We start from the raw sequence: 13,432 nt of genomic DNA, 5'->3' as shown, positions 1-13,432 counted from the left end.
TCTTTAGAATCAGTGTGTGGATGTGGTGCGTAAGGGGAAACCATTCAGTGGGCCTTTAAGGCCAAGGCCGGTAACAGAGGCTTCAAGCCGCAGAGCAAACCACCAGTTCACACTGGTGGTTTTGATTTCCAACTTAGATTTACATATCTTTTATTACTAATAAACTAGTTAAATAGTCATAGTACAACTTTCCTGAAAAGTATCATTATTATATGTAGTTAAATACATCAGGGAGGGTACATAATGAACAGATGTGAAAAATGTGGAAAGCAGGCTTATGGTAATGCTGAGCAAAGAACAGACCAATATGGAAATGTGATAACGATTTGCGCGGATTGTATAAGAAAAGAATATTGGGGCTAAAATTCTATAGGTACTTAAGACTAAATAAGATTAAATAATATACCTTTTAGGTACCTGGCACAAATGAAGGTAATGAATATAACGGTGCCTGACACCACCCGAAATTTGTCGAACGTCGACATTTTTCGGGTGGTGTCAGGCACTTTTTTTAAGCACTTTTGATTATACATCCGAAACTAAGACTGTATTCGTACTTTCTTTTGGTTTTCTTGTTAAAGAAAAGATAGCACATAGCAAGGAAAGGATGACAATGGCTCCTCCAAACCAGGACATGTGAGCTATCGTTCCAGTTTCATTTAGCACGATACCACCAAATGCAGAGCCAAGAGAGATTCCAATTTGTAGTGCTGAATTATTAAAGCTCTGCTGAATATCTGATGTTGCAGGATCTGTTTCAATGAGGTAGCTTTGCTGAGGAGGAGATAGACTCCAACTTAGCGCTCCCCAAACCATCATTACAGGTAGAAATACTACAAGTGAAAAAGTAGTAAATGGTAATAAGAACAGTACCGTAGCAAACAAGCTAATAACAACGATGATGCTTTTCTTAGCTCCAATTGAATCGGAAAGAATTCCACCGAATGCTCCACCACTTACTGCCGCAATCCCGAATAACAGATAACAAAGACTGATCCAACTGGAATTCAGATGAAGTTCTGTCTCTAAGAATGGTGTAAAGTACGCATATATCGTATAATGCCCGGCTAACAAAAACATGGTAGCAAGGTGTGCACTACCTATTTTAAAGCTAGCAACAGCCTTGAGTTGTTGTGAAAGAGGAGTCGTGTTTTCTCCCTCGATTCGCTCTAAAAAGATAGAAATTAGTACAAAGGAACCTACCGATAAAATAGCAATTCCAAGAAATATAACACGCCAGCCAAATGCATCGGAAATGATAATTCCAAGTGGCACACCCATGACTAGTGATGAGCTAATTCCCATATAAATAAGACCCACTGCCTTTGCTCGATGTGTTGGTGCAACAATTTTTGCAGCAATCGTTAACGATAACACAACGATAAGTGCTGTACTCATGGCACTTAAAACCCTCGCAATCATGATAAGGGTAAAATTGGGACTGAAGTAAGTCATAATATTGCTGATGAAAAAGATAATTAAGGAGATTTGATATAACTTTTTACGTTCGATTTTGCTAGTGAGAACTAATAACACTGGACCGGCAATAGCATAAATAAGTGCGAAAATAGTGATTAGTTGGCCAGCGGATCCTAATGAAATATTTAAATCAGCTGCGACTGTTGGAAGGATGCCACCAATGATCAATTCAACAAGTCCTGCTGATATAGTTGATAATGCTAGGATAAAAACTTTTATATTCATATTCTTCATTCTCGTCCTTTCTCTTGATGTTTGTAAAAAATAATTGATTAAAAATAAAAAAATCCCGATTACAAAAAATGAAATCAAGTTCATTTTCTGTAATCAGGATTTTAAGGTTCCTGGTAGAGACCCTCAAGCCATATTCTGAGGTTATACAGATATTATATATTAAATTGGAACACTTTTAATAGTTTACTAGTTATGGGTGATTTTTTCAAGTGTTTTTTATGGCTGTAACTTTTAAAGTGAGTGGAGGCAGAGGGAAGGTTCTTACTTAATAGTAAGCAAGAGAACCATCCCAGCTTCCCCGCGCTTCTAATTAAACCCTCCTAGTCATATTCTTAAAAGAGGCAAAATAACAAGGAGGGGGTTGTAAGATGGTAAGCGTAAAGGTTCGGTTACAACCATTAGTAAGTAGAATTAATTTACCTACCGTTTTGAAAACGGCAATACTTCCTGGTGACACAAGGGAAAGATTATTTATTGCTACACAAGTAGGGGAGATTTTTTATATCGGGAACGAGGAAATAGTGAATTTCTTAGATATCCGTTCACGTGTTATCCAGTTAGGTACGAATGGTGGATATGATGAACGTGGATTGTTAGGACTGGCATTTCATCCTAACTTTACTTCCAACGGATTATTTTATATTCATTATTCCTTAGCTGGAACACAAGGACCAGGAGCTCTACCTGATCCATTTGAGCCAGAACCATGTGACCCGAAAACACAGAATTTACAATGGACAAATAGGGAAGCAAACTATGATCATATTGATACAGTGGAAGAGTGGATTGTTCAAACAAATGGTAAATCTATGAAGCGCCGTACGTTACTTAATTTAAGAAGGCCATTTATGAATCATAATGGGGTAAATAGCTTAACCTTTTCCCCGGAAACAGGGAGATTAGTTCTAACTACTGGAGATGGTGGATCTGGCTTTGACCCATTTAATCTTGCACAGAATGACATGGAGATAGCCGGAAAAATAATCGAAATGGATATACAAAGAAACTTGCAAACTACTAATCCCCCCATTGTTACCCGTTTTGATGAACTCCCTCCATCCATGCAGGAAACATTAACTGTCATTGTAAAAGGTGTGCGGAATATTCCTGGAATTTCTTATCAGAGGTTAGCTAATCACTATATAAAGTATGTTGGGCAAGTTGGACAGGAATTGGTGGAGTCCATTTATTCTTTCATACATTATCATCCAGTTCGGGTTAGTCAATTAGTTCAGGCCTATACAAATCAATCACAACCAAAAATAAGAGGAATAGTTAATTTGGGCTGGCGTGGTTGGGAAGGTAATTTTCCTACACCAATAATTCGAGAATGCACAAACAATCCGGAAATCACACAAAAAATTACTGCATATTATGAAGAAGCAGTGGCACTTTCAGGGAATCATATTCAACCATTGACAAGTTATTTCCATGAAGACCCTAGGCCAGATAAATTTGCTGGGACAGCACTAACAGGGGTGCAAGCTTATATGGGGACTAGTATTCCAGGATTGACGGGGAATGTTGTCTTTACTGACTTTGTCAAAAAAGCATCTACGCCGGCGAGAGGTGCCTTAGCCTATACATCGGCGAGAGCTGATGGTAGTCAGAGTGATTTTCATGAAATTCAAATTGATCATGATTTTGGTTCAGAATCATCGTATTATGTTTGTTTGGGGGCAAATCTGAATCAAAGTAAATTATTTTTAGGAACGTATCGAACTTCCAACGTAACAGACCTAAACCAAGGTAGAATCTTTGAAATTATTCCATAGGTAGTTATCTATGTCAGAAAAACACTATTTCATAATTACCTTTAAACGTTTTATAAGAATTAATGCAATTTCAACCCATAACCAACTATAAAGGAATGAAAAGATAAATATCATACCTGCATTAAGAAAGGAAAAGGTGCTTGAGCCAACTGGACCCAAAATAGGAACCTGAAAAATAAATAGTAAACTCATAATCCCTACGGTTAGTGTCATGGAACCAGCTAGTATAATCGTAATTCTTTTCTTGAATAAGTAAAAAGCAACGCCTAACCCTAATCCTAAAAGCCCTGTTGTGAAAGGAAATATGATAAGTTCCGTTGGCTCAATAATAATTAATAAGAGGATGGTAAGAAGATAAGATAGTCCTCCAGGGGAAATAGAAAATAAGCAACATAGTAGGACTGGCGCAGTAGCCAGTGGACTTATCAAATATCCTATTCCTGGTAGTAAGCCACCAGCAGCCTGAAAGATAGCTGCAAAACAAGAAAGAATAGCTATTACAATATTCTTCTTTGTATGTGTATAGGTATGGAATACTTCTTGAAAGGTACGCCCTTCTTTAGAAACAGATTTAAGAAATACATTATTCCCGCTCCTTTCAGGTCCTAATATTTAACGGTATCACCACATTATCTTCGAATAACTACATCGGTACCAATAGAAACTCTAGAAGAGAGGTCCAGAACATCTTCGTTAAACATTCGAATACACCCAAGTGAGACATCTTTCCCAATTGAAGAAGGGTTATTAGTTCCGTGTATCCCATAATGGGGTTTGGATAAACCCATCCAAAATGCACCATAAGGACCTCCAGGATTAGCTTGTTTGTTCACTATTTTATAGGAACCAAAAGGTGTCGGGGTAACCATCTTACCAACTGCAATAGGATACGTTTTGATAAGCGTACTACCATCAAAAAGCTTTAATTCATGTTTAGTAGTGGAAACATTAATCCATTTTACCAAGCTGATCAACTCCATTTTTTAACTATGGTATGAGCGGGGGAGGGTGATGGTTAATATGAGTTAGAGCAGATGTGGGGATGGGTGCTTTAAATTAAAAGACAGTATCACATTAAGAATGAATTACCTGAAGCATGAGAATCGTCCCCCTGCTTCAAAGCTACAAGTTGATCAAACACTTTATTGCATACATATATAAATAAACATATAATAAATGTAGAATAATCATATTACTTTACAATTGGAGGGATCGTATTGTTAATTAAATCATCAACTACACTCCGAAATAATTATAAAGAGATCTCTGATTTAGCACGTGAGAAGGCTGAACCTGTATATATTACAAAGAATGGAGAGGGTGATCTTGTTGTGATGAGTATAGAAGCATTTGAAAAAAGAGAAGCAATCCTTGAGTTAAAAGAAAAGCTACTTATTGCAGAAGAGCAGCGTTTATTTGGTGAAAAAGCAGTTCCTCTTGATAATGTGAAAAAGAGAATAAAGGAAAAGATTGATGGAAAATTACAAGGTTGAAGTTCTACCAGAAGCAAATAATGATATAGATGAGATTTTTGATTATATCTTGCTTGATAACCCTGAGGCTGCTTATAATATGATGGATAAAATCTTTTCTAATCTGGAACAATTAACTAGTTTTCCGAAGTTAGGAAATAAATTAGACCATAAGCTAATTAAATATTACGAGTTCCGTATGTTAAATATTGATCCGTATGTGGCATTTTATCGAATTATGAATAATACGGTTTATATTTATCGCATCTTACATGGTGCCAGAGATTATATTAAGATTTTGAAAGATGATAAATAAGTACTTAATTAACTATTCGGATTAACTTAATCCAATAATTAATAATTAAATCCTAAAGGACAAAAGTCTAGTAAATATACTATACCTTTGTCTTTTTTTATTTGACGTGATACTAGTACGAGGGACGGGGAAAAGTAACATCAAAAACATCAAAAACATCTAAGACCCCTTTGGTGTCTGACTTCACCCGAATTTTGTCGAAACACCGGGTGCTATGTTTTGAGCTTGGGAACTGTCTACAACCTTATTAATTGTCTGAAAAGTTAAAACAATAGATTGACACACTTTTGTAAAATAGGATATTGTATGAATAAATAAGAAAAAGATTATGTATGAAAGAGGGGGTAACAATTTGATTCAAAAGATAATTTGTCAGCATGTGGAGAAATCGTTTAAAGGGGATGGAACAAAAACAATTGCATTAAAGAATGTTGATTTGGCCTTTGAAAAAGGAGAGTTTACCGCGATTATTGGTCCATCTGGTTCAGGGAAATCTACATTACTAAGTCTTCTTGGTACACTAGACAAGCCTAGCAAAGGTTTCATTACTTATGACGGTGAAGAGATTTTAAAAAAGAGTAAAAGTAAAATAGCAGATTTTCGCTTTCAAGAGATAGGCTTCATCTTTCAACAGTTTCATCTACTTCCTACATTAACCGCAATAGAAAATGTGCTCACTCCATTGTTTTCTAGAAAAGTCCCATACAACAAATTAGAACGTGCGAAAGAAGTCCTTGAACAAGTAGGGCTTCAAGATAAAATGAATTCACTTCCGTCTCAGTTATCAGGTGGTCAGCAACAACGAGTCGCAATTGCCCGTGCGATTGTTCATAAACCAAGTTGGTTGCTTGCTGATGAGCCAACCGGTAATTTGGATACGGAAACAGGAGAGCGTATTTATGATTTATTGAAAGACTTAAATGAACAGGAAGGGTGTGGTGTCTTATTTGTAACCCATGACCCTCAACTAGCTGCTAAAGCCAATCGCATTATTTCCATGAAAGATGGTGTGGTGATTTCAGATAAAGTGGGTGTAGCACCGTGATTCGTTTTATTTGGCAGAATTGGTGGCGGCGGAAGGAACGGTTTATTCTACTTATCGTAGGCGCTTTTATTATTAGTGCGGGGCTTACCTATTTAATTGGATTGTCGGAAACAAATAAAGGAACCATTGTAGATACGTTACAACAGCGGTGGTCTGCTTCCTATGATATTATTGTTCGACCAGAGGGTACACACAGTGTGACAGAGGAGAAGAAGTTATTAGAACCGAACTACTTAAGTGGTCTAAGTGGTGGAATTAGTATTGAACAGTATGAAACAATTAAGGATATTCCAGGTATAGCGGTTGCGGCTCCGATTTCTCTCATTGGCTATGCATCCTATGAAGTTCATTATGGAGATGTAGAAATAGAAGGGCCTGGCATTTACAGAAAGATAACGGAAACGACGATTAATAATGGGCTATATGAGCAAACAGAAGTTAGAAATTATCATTTTCCCCATAATGTTAATTGGGATTATTTCAATAAACTGGATTATGGAGTTGGTGCTCCTAGTCTAGATATAACGGTTAGGTCTGATTCGCTTTTAGCTGGAATTGATCCAGAACAAGAAGCAAAGCTAGTCGGTTTAGATAAGGCAATAATACCCTTAGGGACGAGTAGGTTTTTTGAAGAATCTGACGAGTATTATTATGATCCAATAAATGGAGGACATCATGAATTTCCAGTCATAGTAAACCAACAAACATTTGTCGATAAAGTGGAAACGATTACATTTGAGCGTTTACATATCCCTATTAGTGAAGAGAATGCAGATGAAGTATTGGAAGAGGTAAGAGAAAAAAGTGCGGATGATTATTTACATTCGATTGAAGCAGAAGTTGTGGAGACGTTTACTTATACTGGTGAAGAGGCATTTCGTTCGTTTATTAATAAAAATACGGGTGTTGATTGGGAAACTGGTGAAGTCATACCGGTAGAGTTAGAGGAGGAAGAAACTGACAATATCGTTGGTGAATCTGGCGCGGATAATATTACGAGCGTTGTTTTTAAGCCTAGTCCATTGGAGTATCAGGAAATTGCAAGTCCCTATGCAGACAGATGGCCATATACGTATCAAGTGGTACCAGTTCAAAATGGGGAGGATGTAGTTGCAAGGTACAGAGATAAAGAGTCCTATCGTGAACCTGTTTTAATTGAAGAGGAATTTATTAATTTTCCTAAAATTAAACCTAATTGGATCGGTTTCTATGATGCTAGCAAACTAACGATCTCAAAGGATCCAACTACCGAACTTCCTATGGAAACGTACCGACCTGCAACTGCGGAGTTTGTCATGGATAAGGATGGGAATCCGGTGAATCCTCCGAAACTATTACAGCCAATTGGGGATCCGAATAATTTTCTCACAGAACCACCAGGCATGCTTACGACAATCGAAGCAGCTGAGAAAATATTAGGCGATAAGCCAATTTCGGCTATTCGAATAAAAGTCGCGGGAGTTACAGATTTAAGTGATGAGAGCCAGGAAATCTTGGAAAAGGTAGCAGCTGAAATTGAGAGTAGAACTGGGTTGATTACTGATATTACGCTAGGTTCATCCCCACAATTGGCATTGACTTTTGTCCCCGGATTAAATGGGGAAAGTGATATTGGCTGGTTTCAACAACCGTGGGTGAATATTGGTTCATCGATTTCTATTTTTAGAGAAACAAAGATTGGTTTTTCAGGGGTAGTTGCGAGTGTTATTGCTGTAGCTATTGTCTATGTATGGGCATCCGGAATTGTTAATTTACTAGCGAGACGAAAGGAGTTTGCTGTATTACTTTCCATCGGCTGGCGTCCAGGTCAATTAAGTAGATTATTATTTATCGAATCTAGCATTATCGGTTTATTTGTAGCAATCATTTCCTGGATGATGCTTGGCTTTGTTCATATATCGAGTGAAACGACAATAACGTTTACACGTTTCCTATGGACTGGTTTATTTGGGCTCGTTATCTATATGCTTGGAGCAGTTATTCCAATGGTACTTACACGAAATATCTCACCTTATGAAGCGATGCGTTCAGGAGAGATTTCCAGCACTAGTAAGCGATTGTTTCGAGCAAAAGGGATTAACCGAATGGCATTTAATCATTTTATAGGTAAGTGGAAACGCAGTCTCCTTTCGGTAATTTCTATTGCATTACCAACATCTCTTCTGGCAGTATTCTTATATATTACTTTTCGGCTAAGAGGGATTATGTATACCTCTATGCTCGGGGAATATATCGCATTAGAAATAGGGCCAGCACATTATGTGGTATCTATCTTATAGTGCTACAGAGGTGGAAAGTAAACAGCCTCCAGCAGAAGATGGAATGAAGAATATTTCTATTGAATTTACCTTTGAAGTTATAGAGGATTCACGTTCAGCGTCCTATCTAATGCGGCCAAAGCATGAATTTACGATTCGCGTCGGTGAGGAAAAATATTATCCCGAGAATGTGACAATCCTTGAAGTAGAAGGTTGGGATGAAAATAAATATTTAAACGGAAAGATGCATGCGATATTAGATTTTATAGTCCCTGCTGATGTAGAGGATTTTGGGGTGGTATTAAGAACGAGTGGATTTGGCGATGGGATAGTAGTCTGGTTTGAACGGGAAGGTAGATAGGTATCGTTCTCATGTTTTCAGACTAGGCAAGCAGCTTAAATGATAAATACAAAAATTGTCAAGGTGCTTCACCTCAATTAAATGACAGCTGGCCTCCAGGTAAGATTGGCCAGCTGATCATTTCTAACGGCACACATACTCCGCAAGTACACTTTGTACTTTATAAATATTTAATTGTTTGTTGAAATTCTTTTGAATTGGTGTGCCACTACCTGATACCCACAATTTAAGTTCAGCCTCTAAATCAAAGGTTCCTGCCGTTTCAACGGAAAAATGCGTAATACTTTTGTATGGAATGGAATGATACTCCGTCTTTTTCCTCGTAACACCTTGTTTGTCCACCAATATTAATCTTCTGTCTGTAAAAATAATCAAATCTCGTATTAATTTATACGCATGCTCAACATGTTCCGATTCGGATAATAATTCTTTCAGTTCCTTTTCAGCATCAGCAGTCTTTATTTCTGATGCATTACCCATCATTCCGTCAAATAATCCCATTTAAATTCATCCTTTCTTAATGATTTAATTATATATTCTATGTTAAATACTACCTATACATGTAAAAAACAATTCCCAAAGAATACGCTGCAGAAATGTGTAGGCGGTACTACGTGTCATTATTAATCAAGAGCTGGAGAAGTTGGCGGGGTGAATACTGGGTTATGACCCTTGCGTTAGGATATAAGAATATTTACTCAAAGATTAAAACAATTATGTTAAGATTGGATTATATTAGTGGATTTATTCTATAGGAGAAAACAATTAGAAGTGGCGATAAGACAGGAATTATGTCTTAATTCTCATTTCCTAGGGTATTTAAACCCGTTCCACAGTCCTACTATGAAATACAAACGAAACACTATTTAGAGTAGACAAGTTAGAGGTGTTATTAAGTTTGAATATAAAAGAAAATCTAATATTAATAAAGAAGGAAGATAAAACAGAACAAATTTACTACTGTAAGTATAATCAAGGTAAATGGGATATTCAGTATTATAACAATCAAAAAGTATATACATATAACGAACATAATGTAATTTGGCTTCGTGATCCAAATATTATCGACTCTACTACGAGTATTGTTTATGAAAATGACCAACCTATTTCAGGTATTAACACCATCTTAGATTTTGGTACGTACATAAAGATTATTTTTAACAGCGGATTTAATAAAATATATCCTGCTTCAGCAATTACGATTGAGCAAACTACGTTGAGTAATCCAAAAGAAAATAGTTGCTTTGATTATTTAAAAACACTAGCCAGTTCGGTTAGTGGGTGGGACTTGGGGACAGGAAATCCATCCCAGAATTACCCATGAGGTCGGGACAAGAAACCTGTCCCCAATGTCCGCCATAAATTTTCTAAAAATACCGGTGAATCGCACCTCGAGGGCAAGTTACGTGTCGACAATGGCCCAAATGTCCCATCGCAAATGTTAATACAACAATGTTTACGGGTTTTTTGTTGGACGGGAGCAGTACCAAAAATAAATGAAAGTTTGTTACATTCCGAAATTCTTGTTGGAATATAAAATAATTTAGAGGTGTTAATATTTAGAAATTATGTTAATTTTTCTAGTATTATCGGTATATGTAGATTATGATATTATTACTTGTTAGCCCCATCAGGGTGAAGAGTTTAAAATTCTTTTCACAATCCTAGGAAGAACAAAATAGTTGATATTGAGGTGTGTATAGGTGGGGGAGAAACTTAGAGAAAAACAAAATACAAAATTGTTGCTTGAGATGAACGTTGGCGATGGTGAATATGACTTCACATCGTCTATTTTCGATGCACTAAACCAAGCAGAATTAGAAATAGATAATTTAGATGAAACAATTGAATCAATTCAATGCCTAAAGCCTAATTGTGACAAATTGGACTATATACTAGCTGCAAGTTCAGGTGCATTGTGTGGTATTATTGATATTTTCTTGGTTGGTAAGCCTGGAGAATCACCCCTCGGAAATATTACTGATAAATGGTTTGCAGATCGAACAACCGATTTTGCTAGAAAGTGCAAATGGAAAGATAATGGTGAGAACTCTTTATCTTCAGCAATCCGTTATCTTGAAAAAAAGTTTAAAATTCCATATGACCAGCGTGGAGCTGGTGATGCTGCAAGTTTTATTTTTGGATTAAATCCAACAAATCATCATTTTAAATCACTCGCACATAATCCTAGTTTGCTTGGTTTGTTCTTTTCTATATTAGACCAGTTTACTAATTCTTCGCATTTTATTTCCGATGGTGAACTTATATCCTTAGCAGATGCAGATGGAAAATTTGAGTTAAGAGGAAACGATATATCAAGCAAATTATATTGTGCATTTGTTAATTGGATTGGTCATTTAATATCTGATATGTCTGGCTCATCAAGTAGTAAGGGCCGTGGAATGGGGATTCCCTCTCCTTTCTGGACATGGACAAATGATATTATTGCAATAAAAAGGTCTTTGAATATACCAGTTTCACAGTTTGATAACTCAATAAACGAGCTAGCTATAAATATTTATGAAGAAGGATTTGATGCACGATTCCAGTCGACTCAAGCCATTCCAGTTTTAATAAACGAGATGTTAGTTCGACTAGTTTATGCTATTAGAAGACTTATTAAATACTTTACTGAAACCGATAAAGAAACTCGTTCGTTTTCACTTATGTGGGAAAAGTGTAAGCCTTTTTCAAATCCAACTATTAAAAGAATGTTGACTGTTGCACATGGGACGTTTTGCCTTGTAGATATAGGTGATGCTACTGTTCATGGTCTTGTAAAAGGTGGAGGATCTTTTAATCCAACTGAGTTTTTCTTGCGTCTTAATATCGCAGGTGTTGGACGACTTACTATTTCCTTATACGGTGAAGTTAAGCGTGATATTGGCATACAAAAAGCAGAAAGAAAGATAATCTTTGCGAGAAAAGAAAAATTAGTTGTAGAAGATTATATTGAGGGACTTAAATTATTATCAGAGTTATATAGGGATAAAAATCTTTTGAACTTTGTAACTGATTTCCAGGATAGTGATATGTATATACGCGCTTTTGAAAAAACTGTTATATTAGCTAAAAAGAGAAATGTGCCAAATAATAAAATACTAAAAAATAAGAACGAAATAGATTCTTATTTTTTGGGAGGAAAAAAAAGTGAGTAAGAAAAAATCAAAATTACAGATTGCTCAAGAACAAGCTGAATCTGCCATCAAAAAGACAAATGATAAAATAGTAGAGCTTGGGAAATATACTAGTAATCTTTATACAGCACTAAACGATATTCAGGTGCTATTTGATAAAATTAGAAACGTGCCAAGTCAGAAACACTTAGAATATAAAAAGCTGAAAGAAGTTCGTTTGAATTGGAAACATCAGGCTGAAAAGATTGAGTCAGGTTATAAAAATGCTGTCGCCAAGAATGCTGGAAAAGGTGTAGCAGGTGTTGGTGCAGGAGTTGCAGTAGCCGCCCTTGGTCCTACTGCAGCAATGGGAATAGCTACAACTTTCGGTGTTGCATCAACAGGTACGGCTATATCCGCTTTAAGTGGTGCTGCAGCCACTAATGCCGCATTAGCGTGGTTAGGTGGTGGAGCACTTGCAGCAGGTGGTGGAGGTATGGCAGCCGGAAATGCTTTCTTAGCCCTTGCTGGACCAGTTGGTTGGGCAATTGCAAGCATTGCACTTTTGGGTAGTGGACTCCTTTTTTGGAAGACTAAAAGTGATAAGAATCGACTTGAAAACATATTTACATTGATAAGTAAGCGAGATATTAAATCATATGAACTAGCAATTGTCGAGCTTAATGAACGCATATCTCGTATTAAAGACGAAAGTGTTAAACTCTACGATGCTATTGAAAAGATAGAATCATTTGGAGTGGATTATAATCAAATGACTGAAGCTCAGCAGTATGAATTAGGAGCTTATGTGAATTTGATGTCAGCAGCAACACAGCTGCTTGTAAATCCGATATTAGGTTTGCAACCAAAGTATACTGAAGAAGACTTCAGCAGATTTATTTCTGAAGGTGCCGGTAAAGCTTATGGAGTTTTATTTTCCTCATATAAAGATTTGATAATCGCATTATCAAATCTTTTATATAAAATTAAATTAGATGATAAGGATAAAAAACTTTTGTGGAAGTCATTTAAAAAGAATAAGAAGTTCTTATCATCAGTGAATATCTCGAAGGAAGAGTTTGATGAAATAATTCTTGACGTAGTTTTCGAGGCTCTTTATTTTAGGTACTCTATTAAAAGTTAAGCTGACATCCAGTGGAACGTGAGGACAGAAGATTGTCATAGATTTCTCATGGATTGGGACAAGAACCCTGTCCCACAGTCCCTTATTTTGTTAGTTAACCATATTATATGTATATAAAGAATATCAAAGTATAAAATGAATGAGAAAACTCTGTTTACATATTAATCGGGTAAAATTAATAAGAGACAATGGAATTTACCTTATACCATAACAATATTATTGGGATATACAT

The 13,432-nt window shown here is 36.4% G+C and carries 13 protein-coding genes and 1 riboswitch; of the genes, 9 read left to right on the top strand and 4 right to left on the bottom strand.

The window, feature by feature from the left end:
• Positions 1-525 precede the first annotated feature (525 nt).
• Positions 526-1,704, bottom strand: coding sequence for an MFS transporter (locus IEV35_RS19085; protein ID WP_188386252.1), 1,179 nt, complete (start codon positions 1,702-1,704; stop codon positions 526-528).
• A gap of 79 nt (positions 1,705-1,783) precedes the next feature.
• Positions 1,784-1,882: riboswitch (purine riboswitch) on the bottom strand.
• 199 nt (positions 1,883-2,081) lie between these two features.
• Between IEV35_RS19085 and IEV35_RS19080 the strand changes: the two genes are divergently transcribed.
• Complete coding sequence (locus IEV35_RS19080; protein WP_188386251.1) at positions 2,082-3,488, top strand: PQQ-dependent sugar dehydrogenase; 1,407 nt, start codon at positions 2,082-2,084, stop codon at positions 3,486-3,488.
• A gap of 24 nt (positions 3,489-3,512) precedes the next feature.
• Here the strand turns inward: IEV35_RS19080 and IEV35_RS19075 are convergent, their stop codons facing one another.
• Both IEV35_RS19075 and IEV35_RS19070 read right to left on the bottom strand, forming a co-directional pair.
• Complete coding sequence (locus IEV35_RS19075) at positions 3,513-3,917, bottom strand: hypothetical protein (RefSeq protein WP_229740820.1); 405 nt, start codon at positions 3,915-3,917, stop codon at positions 3,513-3,515.
• A 200-nt stretch (positions 3,918-4,117) separates the two neighbouring features.
• Complete coding sequence (locus IEV35_RS19070) at positions 4,118-4,453, bottom strand: L,D-transpeptidase (RefSeq protein WP_188386250.1); 336 nt, start codon at positions 4,451-4,453, stop codon at positions 4,118-4,120.
• A 252-nt stretch (positions 4,454-4,705) separates the two neighbouring features.
• Between IEV35_RS19070 and IEV35_RS19065 the strand changes: the two genes are divergently transcribed.
• From IEV35_RS19065 to IEV35_RS19045, 5 genes are all read left to right on the top strand, one after another.
• Positions 4,706-4,981 carry a type II toxin-antitoxin system Phd/YefM family antitoxin gene (locus IEV35_RS19065; RefSeq protein WP_188386249.1) on the top strand — a complete coding sequence of 92 codons (276 nt, stop codon included), beginning with the start codon at positions 4,706-4,708 and terminating at the stop codon, positions 4,979-4,981.
• Positions 4,962-5,276, top strand: coding sequence for a type II toxin-antitoxin system RelE/ParE family toxin (locus IEV35_RS19060; RefSeq protein ID WP_188386248.1), 315 nt, complete (start codon positions 4,962-4,964; stop codon positions 5,274-5,276). The genes IEV35_RS19065 and IEV35_RS19060 overlap by 20 nt, the downstream gene beginning before the upstream one ends.
• A 352-nt stretch (positions 5,277-5,628) precedes the next feature.
• Complete coding sequence (locus IEV35_RS19055) at positions 5,629-6,321, top strand: ABC transporter ATP-binding protein (RefSeq protein WP_188386247.1); 693 nt, start codon at positions 5,629-5,631, stop codon at positions 6,319-6,321.
• Complete coding sequence (locus tag IEV35_RS19050; protein WP_188386246.1) at positions 6,318-8,600, top strand: ABC transporter permease; 2,283 nt, start codon at positions 6,318-6,320, stop codon at positions 8,598-8,600. Before IEV35_RS19055 ends, IEV35_RS19050 begins: the two co-directional genes overlap by 4 nt.
• Positions 8,581-8,940 carry a hypothetical protein gene (locus tag IEV35_RS19045; protein ID WP_188386245.1) on the top strand — a complete coding sequence of 120 codons (360 nt, stop codon included), beginning with the start codon at positions 8,581-8,583 and terminating at the stop codon, positions 8,938-8,940. The genes IEV35_RS19050 and IEV35_RS19045 overlap by 20 nt, the downstream gene beginning before the upstream one ends.
• Before the next feature lie 123 nt (positions 8,941-9,063).
• Here the strand turns inward: IEV35_RS19045 and IEV35_RS19040 are convergent, their stop codons facing one another.
• Positions 9,064-9,441 (bottom strand): PH domain-containing protein, encoded by a 378-nt coding sequence (locus tag IEV35_RS19040; protein WP_188386244.1) that lies wholly within the window; start codon positions 9,439-9,441, stop codon positions 9,064-9,066.
• A gap of 397 nt (positions 9,442-9,838) precedes the next feature.
• Between IEV35_RS19040 and IEV35_RS19035 the strand changes: the two genes are divergently transcribed.
• The 3 genes from IEV35_RS19035 (at position 9,839) to IEV35_RS19025 (ending at position 13,200) form a co-directional block, all read left to right on the top strand.
• Entirely contained in the window at positions 9,839-10,264 is a 426-nt protein-coding gene (locus IEV35_RS19035) for a hypothetical protein (RefSeq protein WP_188386243.1), read from the top strand.
• Positions 10,265-10,643: 379 nt separating this feature from the next.
• Positions 10,644-12,098, top strand: coding sequence for a hypothetical protein (locus IEV35_RS19030; RefSeq protein WP_229740819.1), 1,455 nt, complete (start codon positions 10,644-10,646; stop codon positions 12,096-12,098).
• Positions 12,091-13,200 (top strand): hypothetical protein, encoded by a 1,110-nt coding sequence (locus IEV35_RS19025; protein WP_188386242.1) that lies wholly within the window; start codon positions 12,091-12,093, stop codon positions 13,198-13,200. The genes IEV35_RS19030 and IEV35_RS19025 overlap by 8 nt, the downstream gene beginning before the upstream one ends.
• Positions 13,201-13,432 lie beyond the last annotated feature (232 nt).

Source organism: Ornithinibacillus halotolerans (assembly GCF_014637405.1).
Taxonomy (GTDB): Bacteria; Bacillota; Bacilli; order Bacillales; family Amphibacillaceae; genus Ornithinibacillus; species Ornithinibacillus halotolerans.
The sequence above is the reverse complement of the archived record's forward strand: the minus strand, read 5'-3'. Positions and strand labels throughout refer to the sequence as shown.

Coding starts and splice junctions, on each gene's coding strand:
- IEV35_RS19085 (WP_188386252.1), bottom strand. CDS start 1,704: ATGAATATAAAAGTTTTTATCCTAGCATTATCAACTATATCAGCAGGA.
- IEV35_RS19080 (WP_188386251.1), top strand. CDS start 2,082: ATGGTAAGCGTAAAGGTTCGGTTACAACCATTAGTAAGTAGAATTAAT.
- IEV35_RS19060 (WP_188386248.1), top strand. CDS start 4,962: ATGGAAAATTACAAGGTTGAAGTTCTACCAGAAGCAAATAATGATATA.
- IEV35_RS19045 (WP_188386245.1), top strand. CDS start 8,581: ATGTGGTATCTATCTTATAGTGCTACAGAGGTGGAAAGTAAACAGCCT.
- IEV35_RS19040 (WP_188386244.1), bottom strand. CDS start 9,441: ATGGGATTATTTGACGGAATGATGGGTAATGCATCAGAAATAAAGACT.